This is a genomic window from Oleiharenicola sp. Vm1, assembly GCF_047777955.1.
Taxonomy (GTDB): domain Bacteria; phylum Verrucomicrobiota; class Verrucomicrobiia; order Opitutales; family Opitutaceae; genus Didemnitutus.
Window position 1 is genome coordinate 1233936 of sequence record NZ_CP180537.1, and the last position, 17607, is coordinate 1251542.

16 protein-coding genes and 2 pseudogenes are annotated in these 17607 nt (G+C 65.4%); 10 read left to right on the forward strand and 8 right to left on the reverse strand.

The window, feature by feature from the left end; translation table 11 throughout:
• The first annotated feature begins 7 nt into the window (after positions 1-7).
• From ACMYLB_RS06425 to ACMYLB_RS06435, 3 genes are read left to right on the forward strand one after another with little or no spacing between them, the layout of a single operon-like run.
• Positions 8-571 carry a MarR family winged helix-turn-helix transcriptional regulator gene (locus ACMYLB_RS06425; RefSeq protein ID WP_415910122.1) on the forward strand — a complete coding sequence of 188 codons (564 nt, stop codon included), beginning with the start codon at positions 8-10 and terminating at the stop codon, positions 569-571.
• Entirely contained in the window at positions 568-999 is a 432-nt protein-coding gene (locus ACMYLB_RS06430; RefSeq protein WP_415910123.1) for a hypothetical protein, read from the forward strand. The genes ACMYLB_RS06425 and ACMYLB_RS06430 overlap by 4 nt, the downstream gene beginning before the upstream one ends.
• A gap of 12 nt (positions 1000-1011) precedes the next feature.
• Complete coding sequence (locus tag ACMYLB_RS06435; protein ID WP_415910124.1) at positions 1012-1824, forward strand: hypothetical protein; 813 nt, start codon at positions 1012-1014, stop codon at positions 1822-1824.
• Positions 1825-1834: 10 nt separating this feature from the next.
• Here the strand turns inward: ACMYLB_RS06435 and ACMYLB_RS06440 are convergent, their stop codons facing one another.
• Entirely contained in the window at positions 1835-2800 is a 966-nt protein-coding gene (locus ACMYLB_RS06440) for a LysR family transcriptional regulator (RefSeq protein WP_415910125.1), read from the reverse strand.
• Between the two features lie 388 nt (positions 2801-3188).
• Here ACMYLB_RS06440 and ACMYLB_RS06445 point away from each other — a divergent pair, with 388 nt between their 5' ends.
• From ACMYLB_RS06445 to ACMYLB_RS06460, 4 genes are all read left to right on the forward strand, one after another.
• On the forward strand, positions 3189-4490 hold the full coding sequence (locus ACMYLB_RS06445; protein WP_415910126.1) for a TolC family protein: 1302 nt from the start codon (positions 3189-3191) through the stop codon (positions 4488-4490).
• A gap of 10 nt (positions 4491-4500) precedes the next feature.
• Positions 4501-5574, forward strand: a complete 1074-nt coding sequence (locus ACMYLB_RS06450) for an HlyD family secretion protein (RefSeq protein ID WP_415910127.1) — start codon at positions 4501-4503, stop codon at positions 5572-5574.
• Positions 5575-5579: 5 nt separating this feature from the next.
• On the forward strand, positions 5580-7124 hold the full coding sequence (locus ACMYLB_RS06455; RefSeq protein ID WP_415910128.1) for a DHA2 family efflux MFS transporter permease subunit: 1545 nt from the start codon (positions 5580-5582) through the stop codon (positions 7122-7124).
• Positions 7125-7273: 149 nt separating this feature from the next.
• Positions 7274-7870, forward strand: a complete 597-nt coding sequence (locus ACMYLB_RS06460) for an acyloxyacyl hydrolase (protein ID WP_415910129.1) — start codon at positions 7274-7276, stop codon at positions 7868-7870.
• A 102-nt stretch (positions 7871-7972) separates the two neighbouring features.
• Here the strand turns inward: ACMYLB_RS06460 and ACMYLB_RS06465 are convergent, their stop codons facing one another.
• The 5 genes from ACMYLB_RS06465 to ACMYLB_RS06485 form a co-directional block, all read right to left on the reverse strand.
• Positions 7973-9370 carry an alpha/beta hydrolase gene (locus tag ACMYLB_RS06465; RefSeq protein ID WP_415910130.1) on the reverse strand — a complete coding sequence of 466 codons (1398 nt, stop codon included), beginning with the start codon at positions 9368-9370 and terminating at the stop codon, positions 7973-7975.
• Between the two features lie 117 nt (positions 9371-9487).
• The gene (locus ACMYLB_RS06470) at positions 9488-10798 is read right to left on the reverse strand and encodes a sugar MFS transporter (RefSeq protein WP_415910131.1); all 1311 of its coding nucleotides are present in this window, start codon (positions 10796-10798) and stop codon (positions 9488-9490) included.
• A gap of 38 nt (positions 10799-10836) precedes the next feature.
• A complete protein-coding gene (locus ACMYLB_RS06475) occupies positions 10837-11400 on the reverse strand; it encodes a hypothetical protein (RefSeq protein ID WP_415910132.1) in 564 nt (187 codons plus the stop codon).
• A 4-nt stretch (positions 11401-11404) separates the two neighbouring features.
• Positions 11405-11656 (reverse strand): hypothetical protein, encoded by a 252-nt coding sequence (locus tag ACMYLB_RS06480; RefSeq protein ID WP_415910133.1) that lies wholly within the window; start codon positions 11654-11656, stop codon positions 11405-11407.
• Positions 11593-13278, reverse strand: a complete 1686-nt coding sequence (locus tag ACMYLB_RS06485) for a sulfatase (protein ID WP_415910134.1) — start codon at positions 13276-13278, stop codon at positions 11593-11595. The genes ACMYLB_RS06480 and ACMYLB_RS06485 overlap by 64 nt, the downstream gene beginning before the upstream one ends.
• Before the next feature lie 150 nt (positions 13279-13428).
• Between ACMYLB_RS06485 and ACMYLB_RS06490 the strand changes: the two genes are divergently transcribed.
• The 3 genes and pseudogenes from ACMYLB_RS06490 to ACMYLB_RS06500 form a co-directional block, all read left to right on the forward strand.
• Positions 13429-13959, forward strand: a complete 531-nt coding sequence (locus tag ACMYLB_RS06490; protein WP_415910135.1) for an STAS domain-containing protein — start codon at positions 13429-13431, stop codon at positions 13957-13959.
• 110 nt (positions 13960-14069) lie between these two features.
• A pseudogene (locus ACMYLB_RS06495) lies at positions 14070-14534 on the forward strand (radical SAM protein); the annotation flags it as partial.
• A gap of 338 nt (positions 14535-14872) precedes the next feature.
• Positions 14873-15097, forward strand: a pseudogene (locus tag ACMYLB_RS06500) (SPASM domain-containing protein); the annotation flags it as partial.
• 65 nt (positions 15098-15162) lie between these two features.
• On the opposite strand, the gene ACMYLB_RS06505 reads toward ACMYLB_RS06500, so the two are convergent.
• Both ACMYLB_RS06505 and ACMYLB_RS06510 read right to left on the reverse strand, forming a co-directional pair.
• On the reverse strand, positions 15163-16188 hold the full coding sequence (locus ACMYLB_RS06505; protein ID WP_415910136.1) for a hypothetical protein: 1026 nt from the start codon (positions 16186-16188) through the stop codon (positions 15163-15165).
• A gap of 65 nt (positions 16189-16253) precedes the next feature.
• Entirely contained in the window at positions 16254-17432 is a 1179-nt protein-coding gene (locus ACMYLB_RS06510) for a cytochrome c3 family protein (protein WP_415910137.1), read from the reverse strand.
• Between the last annotated feature and the right edge of the window lie 175 nt (positions 17433-17607).

Below are 17607 nucleotides of genomic sequence, written 5' to 3' on the forward strand. Positions count from 1 at the left end.
CCCGATTGTGACCAGCCGTAACATCCCCGCTTCCCCCCGTCAGCCAGATTGGCAGACACTCCTGCCGATCTGCATCCGCAAAGCTGGAGTGGCGCAGGCATCCGATACGAGCGCGGGTGAACTGCTGGCCCGGTTTACCGCTGCGGGCGGGGCGCTGAAGCATGGATTTCACCGCCATTTCGGTCCCTTGGGCTGGACGGACCACAAGTTTATCGCGCTGGTCGTCCTGCTCGCCAACGAACCGAAGCCATCCATCGCCTCCGAGTTGGCCCATTATGCGGGGGTCACCCGCGCTTCAATGACCCAGGTGCTTGATCGGCTCGAAAGCGCCCGCTGGATCACTCGTCAAAGGGACCGTCAGGACCGGCGCTTGATCTTGGTGGAATTGACCGCTAGCGGACGCCGGGCCATTTGCGCGGCACTGGCGCAGTATTTGGAGCTCGCCACCGTCATCGTCGGCGCACTTCCCCCGGGCGACCTGCCGGCCTTTAGCCGAACGATTCGGCATCTCCACGCGCTCGCCGACACGCTGGGCCACACCGCCGCTACACCCGCCAATCCTTCCCCATGAATACCACAGAATTCCTCCAAGACCTGCGCAGGGCTCAGCGCCGTGCAGCGCAGGAACAACAGATCCTGTCGGGCCAGGATTTCATCCTGATGGCTGGTTTGGTTCAGTTGGTCAGTGCCCTCCAACCGTTGTTTCTCCTGGTCAACCAACGGGTGCTGGGCTCCACCACCCGCCCCGGACTCGGCACCGAAACCCAACTTGTTGCAGAGCTGTCCCTCGCCGGTTTGCTCGCCCTGTTGGGCTGGTGGGCGCATTACGCTCCGTTCCGCGCAGCGGCTACCTCAGTGGCGGCCTTTATCCTCGTGCATGGCGGTCTTGGTTTGCTCCAGCCGAGCAGCCTGCTTTCGGGCGCAATCGTCAAATCGCTCATGCTCGTCGGGCTGCTGCACGCCGCCCGGACCGGATACCAACGTCACCGCGCACTCTAATCCTCTTACCCCATGAAGCATCACGATTCATTCAGAACCGATACCGTTGATTCAACCGAGGATTTCGGCCCCCGTTTCCGCGGCGGCCCGTTTGCCTTGTTCATCGCCCTTTTCGGTGCTTTTTCGGCGGGCGGCATCGGCATGATTCTTTGGAATGAGGGATATCGCCTCGCGGCAGGCACGATTGCGCTTTTGCTGGGCGGCGTGGCGTTGTGGGCTTGCTGGATGGTGATCATGCGGCTTCGCGACAGAACTCCTCGCCGCAGTTCTCACGCTGTGCTGGCAGACGTATTGGGTTTCGAAATCCTTTGCACTTGTCGAGATGTCGCCGCCACGACTTTCTTGGCGCCCGACAATCTTCAGCTGGGAGCGCGCACCACTTTGCTGATCTTCGTCGAAAATTACGCGTCGCGCCGGCGGGTGGCCCATTTGGATATTGGCCCGCACCAAGCCCTCGGGCTGGGCGAACGTCAATATGTCAGCTTGGAACTGGCGGCGGGACAAGCTGCCGTCTTCAGCCTCCCCCTGACCGTCACGGCCAATGCCAGTCCCGGAGAACACGATCTTCCCATTACCTTGCAGGTGGAAAGGCCGAATGGAACGGGGTTGCGCCTGCGGGCGTCGCACCGGCATCTCCATGATATTTGGAAAATGCACTTCGCTGTGCCGTTTACACTCGTGCCGCAAACAGGAGCAGCGCCCGATGCTGTCCGATCGACGGGAGAGCCCCGCTTCATTGGCCTCGCTTCGCTGAGCGGAGCAGCCCCGACTCGCGATCAGCTCGGAAAACTGTTGCAGGAGAACCTCGCGCCGACCGTCGGTTAGAGGCTGCAGGCTATCTTTTCCCAGCCGCCGCTTCGCTTGGAATCGCTTTCGCCCGATCCCTGCGCAGCCCTCTTGGATTCTTGGACGCATGCTCCTGGAGGACGCTGATAAAATTCTGCACCAGCTTGGAGCGCGACCGGTTCCACCACACGGCAACAATACTGATGACCAGATCGTCGCCCTCATCCCTGATCGGCCGAAACACGAGGTGATCCGGCGTGTTCGAAGAGGCGAAGGGCAACAGCAACGAAACTCCGTGTCCGCCCGAAGCGAGCGCCACGAGCGGTTCGAATCCATTGACCCGCTTGACCGGCCGGTGCCGAATACCTCGCGCTGCGAGGATGGATTCAGTCACTTCCACATGCTGTTGTTGGCTGCCGGGACCGCACACGCACAAGAGCGTCTCGTCAGCCAGATCAGCGAGGGAGATTTCGCTTGCGCTTGCCAGCCGGTGATCCTGCCCCAAGGCCACCACAATCCGGGATGACATGACTTGGGTCGAAGCCAAGTTTGGAGAACGGTCCAAGCCCTGAGCGGTGGCGAATGCAATTTGAATCACTCCATCCTTCAAGGCCCGGGTTTGTTCGGTAATCGACGCCTCGTGCAGCATGACCTCGACGCGCGGGTAGCGCGCCCGAAATGCCGCGAGGACAACCGGCAGAAAACTGGCGGTCACTGCCCCCAAGCTGCCGATGGTCAGACTGCCGCTCTTCCCTGACGAAGCATCCAGCGCGACCTTCCTGGCCATCTCCACTCGCTCCAGAATATCACGGGCCTCATCGAGGAACATCATGCCGGCGTCCGTGAGGGAAACCCCGCCTGTATTTCGATTCATCAGAAGAACGCCGAGACCATCCTCCAGATCCTTGATCTGCTTGCTCAAGGCCGGCTGCGATACCCGCAGCGAATCGGCCGCGCGCCGGAAGCTCAGGGCATCGGCAACCGCGACAAAATAGCGAAGGTGTCGCAACTCCATGCGCAAACTGATAGCTAGGAATTATCAGATTGAAAGCTAAAAACTCCCACTGAAACCATGACAATACTGTATATTCCGCAGCCATGAATTCCACGTTCACGCGCCCTCCTTCTGTCCTCGCGCATGCCAAACTCCAGTCAAACTGTATCGTGTGCGACGCTCAACGGGCTTCAGGGCAATGAACGCCAGACCACGGACCTGTGGCATCATGCAGGACCTCCCCGCGAGTCAGCCCGGAATCCCTCAACATGATAACCGCAGTGGTGATTCTGATACTGCTGGTGATTGTTGTGTCCATGGATTCGGACGGAGGCCCCAGCGAGAACTCCTGACGCGCTCGATTGTCCTGTGGCCAAGTCGAGTGCGCTTGGCCGTTTTCTTCGTGCCCTTGCTCACCCTCGCCGGCGTGGCATGGGCCGAGGATCCTCTCCCGCGTCCGCTCACGCACGACGCAGCCGTCGCTTATGCTCTCTCCCACAATCCGGAACTAAAGCGAGTGACGCAGCAGGTCGCTGAGCAGGAAGGGGTGCTGCTGGAGGCCTCCGCCCAACGTCAACCCTCTGCGACAGGTGCAGTCGCCTACGGTTACACCGAAAAGAGCCTGTTTGAGAAATTCCCGGGATTTTCGGATTTTCCATTGCCGGATCAGAATGCGTGGCAGGTCAGAATATCGCTGCGGCAGCGCGTTTATTCCGGCGGTGCCGTCGAGGGTCGTGTTCGCAGCGCCAAAGCGCGATTGGAAGCGGCACGCTCCAGCGTGAGCGCCGCCGTGAATCAAACCGTCTTCCTGGTCGAGAGGGAGTATTTCGGGGTTCTGCTGGCGCGTGAGCAGATCGAGGTCCGAAAGCAGGCGCTGCAAGTGCTGGAAGCGGAATTGGCGCAGGCCAAGGTGAGGCGTCAAGCGGGCACCGGTTCTGATTTCGACGTCCTGCGTGCGGAAGTCGCCGTGGCGAATGCGCGGCCGGCCTTGATTCGCGCCGAAAACAGCTATCGCGCGCAACAAGACGCCCTGCGTGCGGAACTCGGTGCGGAAGTGGCATCGACCGAAGGGGATCAAACCGACTTGGACGTGCAAGGAGTCCTGACGATCCCGCCCGTAACGGTGCGTCTGCCCCAAGCGATTGAAGCGGCCCGAGCGCGGAGACCGGAGCTGATGGCCGGTGCGTCGCTCATCGCGGCGGCGCACGAGGACCGGACGGTGGCGGAGGCGGGCCGCAAACCTCAAGTGAGCATCACGGGCGGTTATGAGGTGCGGAAAGCCTCCTATCCCGCGAGTTGGGGCGAAACTCTGAACGGCTTCACGATTGGCGCTCAGGTCGATTATCCGATCTTTGACGGTCACGCGACAGACGCTCGGGTGCGCCAAGCGGCGGCGCGCGAAGCGCAAGCTGTCTCAGCGCGCGAGACGGTGGGGCTGCGCATCGACCTCGAAGTGCGGGATGCTCATCGCGCGCTGACCGAAGCCTCCCAATTGCTTGAATCCGCCGACAAAGTCGTCGTCGAGGCCACGGAGAGCCTGCGGCTGGCTCGGGCGCGATTGGCGGCGGGCACGGCAACGCAGCTCGACGTGCTCTCGGCGCAAGCGGCACTGACCGAGGCCCGCTCCAATCTGGCCCAAGCGCAGCACGACTACGCCTTGGGTGCCGCTCGCCTGCGCCGGGCCGTCGGCACGGCTACTCCGATCGACTAACTTTTCTGCAATGGAATCCTCCCACAAGACCCACAAACCGGCCCGCAAGGGCCTCCGCCGAGTTTTGATGCTTGGCAGTCCTGTCGTCGCGATCTTTGCCGGTCTCGTGATTTACCTGCACGGCGGACGCGTCATCTCCAGCGACAATGCCTACGTCCACGCCGAGAAACTCACGCTCACGACCGAGGTGGCGGGCAGCGTCGTAGAGATCGCGGTGCGCGACAACGAAGTGGTAAAGGCCGGGCAGTTGCTGTGCCGGATCGATGATTCCGTTTACCGGAACGAAGTCGATGGCGCTCGAGCGCAACTCGAGGCCGCGCGCACCGAGATCGCGACCCTGCGAGCCAGCCACCGGCAGAAGCTGGCGCAGATCGCCGAGGCCAAGGAGCTGGTCGCCTACGCAGAGCGTGAATTGACGCGCCAGCAGACGCTCGCTTCCGGCGATGTCGGCACCGAGGCGGAACTCGACAAGGCGCGCCACACCCTGGATGCCGCGCGCAATCGCGTGGAGGTGCTTGAGCACGATGCCGCCACCGTATTGGCGTCTCTGGGCGGCAGCATCGATCAACCCGACGAAAAATACGCGCGGGTGGCGGCGGCCCAGGCGCGTCTTGCCACGGCGGAGCGCAACCTCGGCAAGACCGTGCTGCGCGCCCCTTTCGCGGGTATCACAACCAACGTCAGCAACATCGCCCTCGGGAAATTGCTCGCGGCCGGCCAACCCGCGTTTTCGCTCGTCGGCACGGAGCGAGCCTGGCTGGAGGCCAACCTCAAGGAGACTGAATTGACCTATGTGAAAGTTGGCGATCCGGTCACCGCCGAAATCGACGCCTATCCCCGCCATTTTTGGCACGGTAGAGTCACCGCGATCGGCCCCGCTACGGGCGCAGAGTTCTCACTGATCCCGGCCCAAAACGCCGCTGGCAATTGGGTCAAGGTCGTGCAGCGCGTGCCAGTGCGCATTGAACTCGACACCGTCGACGCCGAGCATCCGCTGCGCGCCGGCATGAGCGCTGAAGTGGAGATCGACACAGGGCATGTCAGACACCTCCGCGATCTCCTCCCGAGCCACGTCGGAGGCTGAACGCAATGGCGTCAGCCGCGTCATCTTCCTCGGGCGCCCCGCATGCCCACCGGGGCACGATCACGGTCTGCGTGATGCTCGCCACCATCATGCAGGCGCTGGACACGACGATCGCCAACGTCGCGCTGCCCTACATGCAGAGCGCCCTCTCTGCTTCGCAGGATCAGATCAACCTGGTCCTCACCTCTTACATCGTCACGGCGGCGATCATGATGCCGGCGACGGGCTGGCTTTCCGAGCGGCTGGGCCGCAAGAACCTGTTTCTGATTTCGGTCTTCGGTTTTACCGTGACTTCTGGTCTGTGCGGCATGGCGCATTCACTCGAAGAAATGGTGCTGTTCCGCCTGCTGCAGGGAATCTTTGGTGCGCCCCTCGTCCCGCTGTCCCAAGCGGTGCTTCTCGACGAATTTCCCCGTGAACAACACGGCTCCGCCATGGCAGTTTGGGGCATAGGAGTAATGGTCGGACCGATTCTGGGACCGACGCTTGGCGGCTGGCTCACGGATCATTACAACTGGCGCTGGGTGTTCTATATCAATTTACCCATCGGCATCCTCACGCTTTTGGGCCTCTCCGCCTACATGCACCGGACCCCGCCGCGGCGCGGGCTCGCGTTCGATTGGAAAGGATTCCTGTTCCTGTCGGTCTGCATCGGGTCAATGCAGATGATGCTGGATCGCGGCGAGCAACTGGAGTGGTTCGACTCGCCTGAGATTGTCATCGAGGCCTCCCTCGCCGCGCTGGCCGGCTACTTGTTCATCGTGCATACGCTCACGACCGAACATCCCTTCCTCGATCTTCGGCTTTTCCGGGACCGGAACTTTGTCACCGGCATGATTTTTATATTCATTGTCGGCGTAATCCTCTTGGCGACGCTCGCGTTACTCACCCCATTCCTGCAACTGCTCATGGCGTATCCCGTCCTGACCGCAGGGATGCTGCTTGCCCCGCGCGGAATCGGAACCATGGCCGCGATGTTCCTCGTCGGCCGGCTCATGCAACGCGTTGACCCTCGTGCGATGGTCGCCCTCGGGCTCGTGCTCACCTCCTATGCGCTTTGGAGCATGAGCCAATTCTCGCTCGATGTGACGCCCACGATTATCGTCCACACGGGCATCATCCAAGGATTGGGCCTGGGCTTCATTTTCATTCCCATGAGCGTGATCACGTTTGCGACGCTCCCGCAGGAACTGCGCACCACCGGCACTGCACTCTTCAGCCTTTCGCGCAATCTTGGCTCCAGCATCGGAATTTCGGTGATGATTTATTTGCTGGGGCAAGGCACCACCCGGGCGCACGCAATTCTTGCAGAATATATCACCCCCTTTCGCGCGCCGATGCAGAGTCTGCCGGCCCTGCTTTCACCCGAGACGGCCGCCGGCCGGGTTTTGCTGGACGGATTGGTCACGAAACAGGCCGCCCTCATCGCCTATTTGAGTGATTTCTACATCATGTTTCTCGTTACCTTGGCGGCTTTGCCGATGGTGTTCTTCATGCGCTATCGCAAACACAAGCCGACCGATAGTGAGTTGACGGCTGCGGTGGAATGAGACTCTTCCGTTACTGCTTTGCCCCCGCGCTGGCCCCAGTGGCCGTGCGCGCTGGGCTGATTGTCTTGGCATGCGCGGGCACGTGATGGCATGCGGCTCGGATCGGATATCTCACCGGATCTTACTCGTTCTAAGCCAGTCTCCGGTCCATGAATCCAAAGAATAAATTCCCGCGGCGGTGGAGCTGGGCGGATTTCCGGCCGGGATGGCACGGCATTATCCCGTTCCAATGGCTTTCGCGGATGCGACCGATCGCGTGTCTGGCGCTGGGGACGCTCGTTGCGACGTGTGGGGCCTGCGCGCCAAGGGAAGGTGACGACGAAGTGGTTCTATCCGTCGGTGCCGCGCGGCTCCTGTCCGGCCGACCCTTGGCGGCTGGCGGCCTCGAGTATCGCTTCGGAAAAAATTGGCGCGGGGTCCATCCCTACCTCGCGGCGCACGGCGTGGAGGATGGTGCTTATTACCTTGGCGGCGGACTGCTCTACCGGTGGGAGCTGCCGCGCCGGTGGCGACTGACACTCAGTTCCGGACCTGGTTACTATGATCGTCAGCATAGTCCACGCGATCTCGGGTCCACCCTGGAATTCTATTCGAATGTGGAATTAGCGAGGCACCTGACGGGCGGATGCCAGATCGGCTTGAGCTTCGGGCATATTTCCAATGGTGGTTTCGGCAACGAGAACCCCGGCTCGGAGACGCTGCGGTTGGTCTTCGTGCAATCTATCGACCGGTGGCGACGGCGGTGACCGCCTTCGTGCCCGGAGAAAAGCAAGCGGCGGCGCCCCGGGTCGATGATCCAGTGACGCCGCCGCGAAGTTGGGTAGCCCGTCTTGCGCCCAGAGTGCGGATCAGTTGATATTCACGCGCGTTTTCTTCCAATCGTCCACCGGGACAGCACCGGCGGTAAACTGCTGGGCATCGTGCGACTGGCCCAGTTTCACGTTGAAGTGGAGGCGGCCTTGGGCGTCGGCGCGGGGCCAGTTGGGCCAGACGTCGATACCCAGCTGAGGGGGGGCCGACACCCAATGCAGACTATTGGGGCTGTAGGCGGGCGGGGTCGTCACCGCGACGACGCCACTGCCTTTGAGCGTGAGGCCATCGCGGGAGACATCGGTGAGGTAGAGGAATTCCACGACGTCGCGCTGGGTGGCGATGTTCCAGCCGAATATGTCGAAGCTCGACTCGATCGCCTGGTAGTCGAAGCTCGCGGGGGTGCCCGCGTTGGCGGCGAAGGTTTGTTCCATGACCGGCAGCGCTTGCTTGAACCACTGGAGAAAATAGTAGCCGGAGTGCGTCCCTAGCGGATTCACGTGGAAGGTGTGGGGGATATTGAGCGCGAGCATCTTGAGGTTGAACTCGTAGTTGAGCGCTCCGACCGCGGCTTCCATGGCGCGCGTGGTGGGGTTGTCTCCCGGCATGTCGTTGCCGAGTCCGAGGCCGGTCGCATACCACACCGTTAAGGGCCGGAGATTGTTCATCAGGGTGAACGGATTGCGCCCGTGCCAGAGGACCGCCTGCGAAAGGAACGGCCCCCAGATCTGAGCGGGGTCGATGTCCAGCACCGCCGGCAGGTTGGCATATGCGATGAGGCCGTCGGGAATGGCACCCACCGCGGCCAGCGGGATGTTGTTCACCGCGCCGGAGATCGAGAACACGCCGGCAAAAAGGTCGGGATGCCTCGAGGCATAGGTCGTGCAACCGAAGCCGCCCATTGAGAGGCCGCTGATGGCCCGCCCGCCGCGATCGCGGCGGACCTTGAAGTTCGCTTCGACCCACGGGATGAGTTGCTGGATGTGATAGGTCTCCCAATTGCGCATCGTCCCGCCGGCGTTGGGCTCATACCAGTCGGAATAGAAATCGTTGTCCCCGTCCGGCATCACGAACACGATATTTGCATTACGCGTGCTGGTCTCCAGCGTGTCGTTGAGATCATTGACCGCGTTCATGTTCGACCAGGTGGTCTCGCTGCCGGAGAATCCGTGCAGCAGATAGACGACCGGGTAATTCTGCCCGGCTTCGTAGCCGACGGGCAGAAGCACGCGCACTTTGGTCAACCCATCGCCGACGGCGGCGTTATCGAGCAGGTATTCGGTCGTGCGCGGGATGGTCAGGCCCGGCGCTGCATTATAGGTGACTGAGGTGGCGGACACGGTCTCAAGTGCCGGCACGCTGGCTTGAACCGCGAGGGTGACGAGGAGGCTGGCGGCGAGTGCCAAACCTCGGCGGACGACGGCAAGCGTGTCCACGGAGCGGAGGGGTGCGGAGCACCCGAGGGGTAGCGTTTTCATGGGATAGATCGGTTTCGCGACCCGGCAGCACCAGCACTCGCACTCGCCGGAGCCTCGGAGACGGAGCGGAAAAGATCAGGCGGCGCGGAGCGAATGCCGGCAGCCCTTCAGACCGTAGAACGCGATGTAGGCATAGCAGAGCACGGGGATGAAGAAGGCGTGCTGGATGCCAATCCGGTCGGCGAAGTAGCCCTGCAGGAGCGGCACGAGCGCGCCGCCGACGATTGCCGTGCAAAGGATGCCCGAGCCCTGCCCGGTGTGCCGGCCGAGTCCGTCGATCGCCAAGGTGAATATCGTCGGGAACATGATCGAGTTGAAGAGCCCCACCGCGAGGATAGCCCACATGGCGGCCGCTCCGCCCGCCAGCATCGTGAAGACAACCAGAACGACCGCGACGACGGCATTGAACGCTAGGCAACGGCCCGGAGGGAAGACACGCGTCAGGTAGGATCCTGCGAAGCGGCCGACCATCGCACCGCCCCAATAAAGGGCGACCATCTTTCCGGCACTGGCTTCGCTCAGACCAGCGATCTCCGGCTGGCCGAGGAAATTGACCAAGAATGAGCCGATGGAGACTTCGCCGCCCACGTAGAGGAAAATCGCGACCGCCCCAAGCACCAGATGACGGTGCGACCAGGCGCTCGGCGTCACATCGGCCGCCGAGCCGCGGCCGGCCGCGGCCTCGGCACCCTCGATACGCGGCAGCCTGATGATCGCGAAAACCGCGGCGATCAGCATGAGCACCACCGCCAGGCCGACGTAGGGAACCTGCACCGCGCTCGCCTCGGCCGAGCGGTAGGCGGCGAGTTCCGCCGACGATAGGGCTGCCAGCTCCGCCGGGCTCTTCACCGCGGCGCCGAGGATCAGCATCGAGCCGACCACGGGCGCGACCGTCGTGCCAAGGGAGTTGAAAGCCTGCGTGAGGATCAGGCGGCTGGAGGCGGTCTCCGGGGCGCCGAGGATTGCCACGTAGGGATTGGCGGCGACCTGCAGCAGCGTGATGCCGCACGCGAGGATGAACAGCGCGCCCAGGAACATCGGGTAGGATTGGTAGCCCGCCGCCGGGTAGAAGAGCAGGCAGCCGAGCCCGGCTGTCAGCAGGCCCGTGACCATGCCGCGCTGGTAGCCGACCCGCTCCACCAGCCAGCCCGAGGGTAGCGACGCGACTGCGTAGGCGGTGAAAAAGCTGAACTGAATCAGCATCACCTGCGTATAAGTGAGGGTGAAGACGGACTTCAGGTGCGGAATGAGGATGTCGTTCAGGCAGGTGATGAATCCCCACATGAAAAACAGCGACGTGAGCACGGAGAGGGCAAACGCTTGGTGGGGAATTGGCGCGCGAGGCGTGGCGCCAAGCGACAGCGAGGGGGCGGGGGCAGTGGCCATGAGGATAGTGGGGTCGCGAGAAGGTTTTCGGAGGTGGTTCAGGCGCTTGCCGTCGCCCATTTGGGTCGCTGACCAAGCGTGGGCGTGTTGGCGAATGTCGCAGTCGCCGTCGCTAGGCCGCTCGGCATGCGGCCGAGTTCGTGCCGGGCCCTAGCGAGCCAGATGCGGCGGGGTGGGCTCAATGCGCCTTCGCTCAGCCATTGCTGCTCGCAGGCATCGAGATAGCGGCGCACGCGATCCCACCGGTCCCATTCGGAGGCGGCCACGAACATCTGTTCGAGGGAAAACCCGGCTATCTCGGGTTTGGCCGCTGGAAGGGGCTCCGAAGCGGTGGCGCCACTCGGTGAGACGGTGAACAACGCCGGCCGTCCGATCTTGCCCTCCGGCGGTGGCAGCAGCGGCCGCGGCGGCGGCCGGCCCGCCCGGCGCTTGGCCCAGTAGCCAGGAGGAGGACAGGGAATGTTGCGCCGGCGGCACATGCGGCCGAGCGCCACATCGGAAATGCCGAATTCGCGGGCAAGCTGGAGCAAGGGCACCGACCAGACTCGGGCATACAGCTCCTCGCGCGTGAGGAGGATTTTTCTGACTCCGGGGGAATTCATCCGTTCAACGGGCGAGCAACGGGCGGGCGGCTCGGGCGAGATAGTAGTCGAAGCCAGTGAAGTCGTCCGACGCGGCGAGCTGGCCCAGCTGCGGACGGAGGATTTTCGGGGTTGGCAAACCGGAGCGGTCCAGCGCGTTCAACGCGAACAAACGCAGCTCGCGTTCCTCGGTCTGGACGATGGCATCCTCAATCACCTGCAAGGCGGTCGGATCGCTGCCGCGCCGCAGGATCGCCTCGGCGGCGGCGACGCGCACGGTGGCATCGGCGTCGTGCAGCAGGGGGCGATGTCGGGAGCGGGAGTGTCGAGACGGTCCAGCGCGGCGGCGGCGGCCCAGTAGCGGACGATCGGCAGCGGGTCCTTGGCGGCTGCGGCGCGAAGCGCGAGCGCATCGGGGCCGGCGCCGAGCTGAAGGCCATCGACCAGGGAAATCAGGCGCGCGAGCGGATAGCGCGAATCATCGGCGGCCACTGCGGCCGGAGAGCCGGTTCCGGCCTGCGCGACCATCATCGGCTCGAGCATGAACCCGGTGTCGCGGATGGCGAGCTGGTGCGCATGGAGCGCGGCGCGGAGGCGCGCCAGTCGTTCCGCCTGCGCGGGATCGGCGGCGAGATTGTGGATGTTATCCGGATCGCGCTCCAAGTCGTAGAGTTCCTCCACGGCTTTCGGTTCGAAGAAACGGCGCTGCGCGGCGTTCAGATTGCCCGAGCGGTAGTGGGTTTCCCATTCCTGCATCGACGCCATCTTCCAGAGAAAATCGATGCGCTGGCCCAGCGGTCGGTCGGGATAATAGTTGCGAATGTAGCGGTAGCGTCCGTCAGAAACGGCGCGGATCATGTCGTAGCGCTCGTCCATGCGGTCACGGAACATGAAGGCGAACTCGGGGGCGGGCGCGCGCGCGGGACCGGCGAAGGCGCGGCCCTGGAATTGCGCGGGGGGCTCAATGCCGAGCAGGCTGAAGACCGTCGGACCGAAATCGACAAAGTTGACCAGCTCCCCGTTCCGCCCGCCCGCGGCGGCGGGCGCGAGGTGGGCGTATTTCTTCGGGAGGCGCACGATGAAGGGCACGCGGGTTCCGTTCTCATTGAGGAAGCGTTTGCTGCCGGCGACGACACCGCCGTTGTCCGCTGCGTAGAAAATGATCGTGTCCTCCATCAGGCCGTCCGCCTCGAGCCGAGCGAGCACGGCGCCGGCGGCGGCATCGGCCGACTCGACCAAGTCGTAATACTGGGCCACGTCGGCCCGCACCACGGCGGTGTCGGGTAGATAGCCCGGCACATGCACCTTGGCCGGGTCGGTGTTGAGGGGCTGGCGGGTCTGCAGATACTCCTCGTGGCTCTGCATGAAAGTGAAGATGGCGAAGAACGGCTGCCCCGGCTTGCGACCACGCCAATCGGCCTTGGCGCTCACTTCGTCGAGGGCCGCGGACCAGTCGCTTGAGGTGTTGTAGTCGGTCTTGACGTTGTTGGTGCAGTAGTAGCCCGCCTCGCGGAGATACTGCGTGAACATCTTCACGCCGGCCGGCAGCGGGCGCGTGCTGCGCATGTGCTGGGTGCCCATGCTCGAGGCGTAGCGGCCGGTCGCGAGGGAGTTGCGCGAGGGCGCGCACACCGGCGCGGAGTAGCAGCGGTCGAACACGATGCCGTCCTTTGCCAGCCGGTCGGCCGTCGGCGTGCGCGCGAGCGGATCGCCGTAGGGCCCGACGAAGTTGGGCGAACTGTCCTCGATGAGCAGCCAGAGAATGTTGGGTCGCGGCGCTTTCTCCTGCGCGGAGACGATGGCGGTCGCCAAGACGAACATGATGACGAGCAGGGCGAGGGAGGCGCGGGTGGAACTGGCAACGAACGGGAGGCGGAAGCGGCGAAGGAGAGGAGTCATAACTCGGGGGGAAGTCAGGGTTGGCGCGCGGAAAATTTACCCCGCGCGCAATCCGAAGAACAGCGTCCCCCAGCCCAATCGGCTCCGGAGCGCAAGACAACCGCCGCCCCACTTTTACCGTATTAGTTCCGGGCGGGACGCCGCGTTGGGGTGGGGCTTTCCGTCGGGCTGTTCCTGCAAAAGGCGAGCGAGCCGTCGCTGGTCGAATACGCGGTGGACGACGCCGGCGCGCTTCGGGCCGCGCCGGCCCGCGCCGAGGTGCCACCCCAAATCTCCATCGTGCACGTGGAGGGCGATCTCTTCTTTGGCGCGGCCGATCCGTTCCACGACCAGGTCCGCCAACTGGCGGCGGAAGAGCGCGTGCGGGTCGTGATTTTGCGCCTGAAGAATGCGCGCCTGATCGACGCGAGCACGGTGCTGTCCCTGGTGCAACTGCGGGAATACCTGCATGGCACGGGCCGGCACCTCCTGCTCAGCGGCGTGATGCCGCCGGCGATGCGCGTGCTCCGCGCGAGCGGCGCGCTCGCCGAGCTGGGCGAGGAGAACGTCTTCGTTGCCGAGGAAAATCCCACGGTGAGCACCAAGCGCGCTCTCCAGCGGGCGCAGGCCCTGCTCGGCGCCGGGCAGCCCGAAATCCGGCTCTTCTACGACACTCCGCCCGCGCCCGCCGGGGCGCAATGACGCCGCCGCCGCGCGATGCGGATTGCCGCGCACGCGCGGACGCGCATCGTATCCTCTCACCCATGCCGCCCGATTCCACCCGCGCCGATTCCCGCCCCGCCTTCGGCGTGATGACCAAGCCCATCGGGTCGCTCTGCAACCTCGATTGCGACTACTGCTATTACCTGGAGAAGGCGCGCCTCTACCCGGGCGCGTCCAATCCCCGCATGTCGCCCGCGACCCTCGAACGCTACGTGCGCGACTATATCGCCGCGCAGCCGGGCCCCACCGTCAGCTTTGCCTGGCAGGGCGGCGAGCCCACGCTGCTCGGCGTGGGCTTCTTCCGCGAGGCCGTCGCGCTCCAGCGCCGCTACGCGGGCGGCAAGCGCATCGAGAACGCCCTCCAGACCAACGGCACCCTGCTCGACGACGAATGGGGCGCGTTCCTCGCCGCGGAGAATTTTCTCGTCGGCCTGAGCATCGACGGCCCGCGCCATCTGCACGACGCCTACCGCGTGGACAAGGGCCGCCAGCCCACCTTCGACCGCGTGCTCGCCGGACTCGACGTGCTCCGCCGCCACCGCGTCGAGTTCAACACCCTCACGACCGTTCACCGGAAGAACTCGACGCAACCGCACGAGGTTTACCGTTTTCTCAAGTCGATCGGTTCGCGCTACCTCCAGTTCATCCCCATCGTCGAGCGGCCCGCGGGGAGACCGGCGACGACGGCCTCTGGCTCGCTCCGCCGCCCGACCACGCCGGGGCGGCCGATCTGGACGGACAGGTCACCCCGTGGAGCGTGCGCCCCGCCGACTACGGCGAGTTTCTCGGCGCCATTTTCGACGAATGGGTGCTGCACGATGTCGGCCGGGTCTTCGTGCAGCAGTTCGACGCCGCCCTCGCCAACTGGTGCGGCGAGCCCGCCGGCATCTGCGTGTTCAACGAGAACTGCGGGCACGGCCTGGCCCTTGAGCACAACGGCGACCTCTACAGCTGCGACCACTACGTCTATCCCGCCTACCGTCTTGGCAACCTGCTCAACGACCGGCTGGGCGACCTGGCCGCCTCGGCCCGCCAGCGCGAGTTCGGCCTGGCCAAGTCCGCCACGCTGCCCCGCTACTGCCGCGAGTGCCCCGTGCGCTTTGCCTGCCACGGCGAATGCCCCAAGCACCGCTTCCTCCGCACGCCGCAGGGCGAGCCCGGCCTCAACTACCTCTGCGCCGGCTACAAGAAATTTTTCCACCATATCGACCCTGCGATGACCACCATGGCGGCGCTGCTCCAGTCGGGCCGCGCTCCGGCCGAGATCATGGCGTTGCCCCGCGCGCACTGGCTGCCCGGCCGCGCCCGGGCGGGCAGGGGAAGTAAAGCGTTTCGACTATTTTCCGCTCGAGCGAGCGCGATGCCAGGGCGGTGCTCAGGGCTCGTTTGCCAGCGAGGCCGCGCGGGCGGCGGCGGCGCGGGCGCCTTCGCGGTCGCCGAGGCGCTGGAGCACGCTGGCGAGCGCGTGCGGGTAGTCCGCCGTGCGCGGCTCGGCGCGTTCCGCCTGGCGCAGCGCCTCCGCCGCGTCGAGCTGCCCGGCTTCGGCGTGGGCGAGCGCGGCTTGGAGCGCGAGAGGGCGTCGTCGGGCGCGAGCGCGAACGCGCGGTCGAGTTCCTGCGCGGCGTCGGCGATCTTGCCGTCGGCGGCGAGCACGAGGCCGAGGGATTGGCGGATGCCCGGGGAAAACGGATCCCACTCCGTGGCGCGGCGCAGCTCGGCGGCGGCCTCGGCGAGGCGGCCGCGGTTGGCCCAATCCTGCGCGCGGCGCACGCGGCCGGCGGGCTGGTCGAGCGTGAGCGCGAGGTAGTCATCCAGCTCGCGCCGCGCGGGCGAGGCGGCGGGCAGGGTGGGCGAGAGTGCCCACGCGGCTTCGAGGCGCACGCTGCGGACCGGATCGGTCAGCAGCGGACCGAGCCGCTCGGCCGCGTCGGGGGCACCGAAGAAATAGCGCGCGGCGGCGGCGCGCTCGAGCGGATCGGCGGCGCTGAGCGAGGCGGCGGCCACGTCGCGGCCGAAGGCGGCGTCCCGCGTGCGTGGGAGCAGCGTGAGCAAGGTGGCGCGCCAGGCAGGAATGTCCTCGCGTTGCCAGGCAGCGAGCAGGAGCGCGGCGGCGCCGGGCGCGTCGCTTTGCGCGGCGGCGACGGCGCGAGCCCGGAGCCGCTGGCGCTCGCGGACGCGGGAGCCGAACCACTCATCGGCCTTGGCCACGGCCCAGTCCAGCCCGCGTTCGGCATGGCAGGAGGAGCAGGCGTTGGGGATGCCGAGTTCCCGGGTCAGGAGCGGATCGGGCGAGAGCCAGCCGTGGTCGTGCCGGGGGCGCGCTGCATGTAGTTTTTCGTCGGCATGTGGCAGGCGACGCAGGAATTGCCCGCGCTGCCCGGCTGGTGGCGCGAGTGGGCGGACGGATCGATCGGCACGGCGCGCACGCCGCCCGGGAGCAGGCGGCCTGGCGCGGCATGGCATTGCAGGCAGAGCTGGTTGTCCGCGGCGGGAAGGATTGTGCGCGTGGTGTGCGGGTCGTGGCAGTCCAGACAGGTGACGCCCGCGTGGCCCATGCGGCTGAGCTGGACCGAGGTCCAGTTGAAATCCTCGTCGCGCTGCTGCCCGTCGGGATAAAAAGTGCCGGCGTCCACCGGCAGCGTGAGGCGAAAATGGTCGGCGTAGCGTTCGCCGGGCGTGAAATTTTCGGTCAACGGTTCGTGGCGGCCGTGACAGGTCGCGCAGGCCTCGGCCATGCGCTGGCGGTCGCCGTGGAACGGTGCGGGCGGCGTGGAGGGTTGCGGAGCTCGCGGGTCGCCGTGGGTGGCGGGCATCGCGCCATGGCACTGGATGCAGCCGACGCCGTGCTCGATCCAAGTGGAGGCGTAGCGGTCGGCCGCCGGGTCGTAGTTTTTGCGGTAGCCGGTCATGTGGCAGGGCGCGCACATTGAATTCCAATTCATGCCGCGGCCGGTCCAGTGGCCCCACTCGCCGGGGCGGCGGTGCTCCTCGCCGAAGACGTTGAACCACTCCCGGCGGTGCACATCGTAGGCGAGGTCGGTCGGCTGCCAGCGGCCGCCCGGGGCCGCGATCAGCGGCTGCCAGAGAGGCTTGGCGCCGAGGATGAACTGCGCAGTGTAAGTGACGGACGGCTCGCCGGCGCGCAGTTCGGTCAGGCGTGGACCGCTCTCGGTCCAGGCGAGCGCGAAATCGGAGCCGCCCGCGGTGGCGCGCGGGTGCGCGGCGAAGGCCTCGCGGTCGCGCGCCGGATCGACGGGGCGGTTGGCGAGCGCATGATCGGTGCCCGACCACGTTTGGAATATCTCGGCGTGGCATTCGCGGCAGGACGCGGAGGTCTGGGCCGCGGCGACCGCGGGCGGGCCGGAAGCTGACGTGCCCCGCGGGGCGCAAGCCACGGTGCCGAGCAGGAGCAGCGCACCCGGTGCCGCAAGCGCGAGGAGGGCTCGCAACAAGTGCGCGGTGCGATGTTCGGAGACTGGGACGCGCGGTCCGATCATGGGCGGAGCAGCTCACGCGTGCGCGCAATCGCCCGGCCGGGCAATCTTCTTTCTATCGCGGTTGATTGCGCGGTGACCACGCTGGCGAGTTTCCAGTTGCGGGACCGCGAGGGAAGCGGCGGTATCGCGC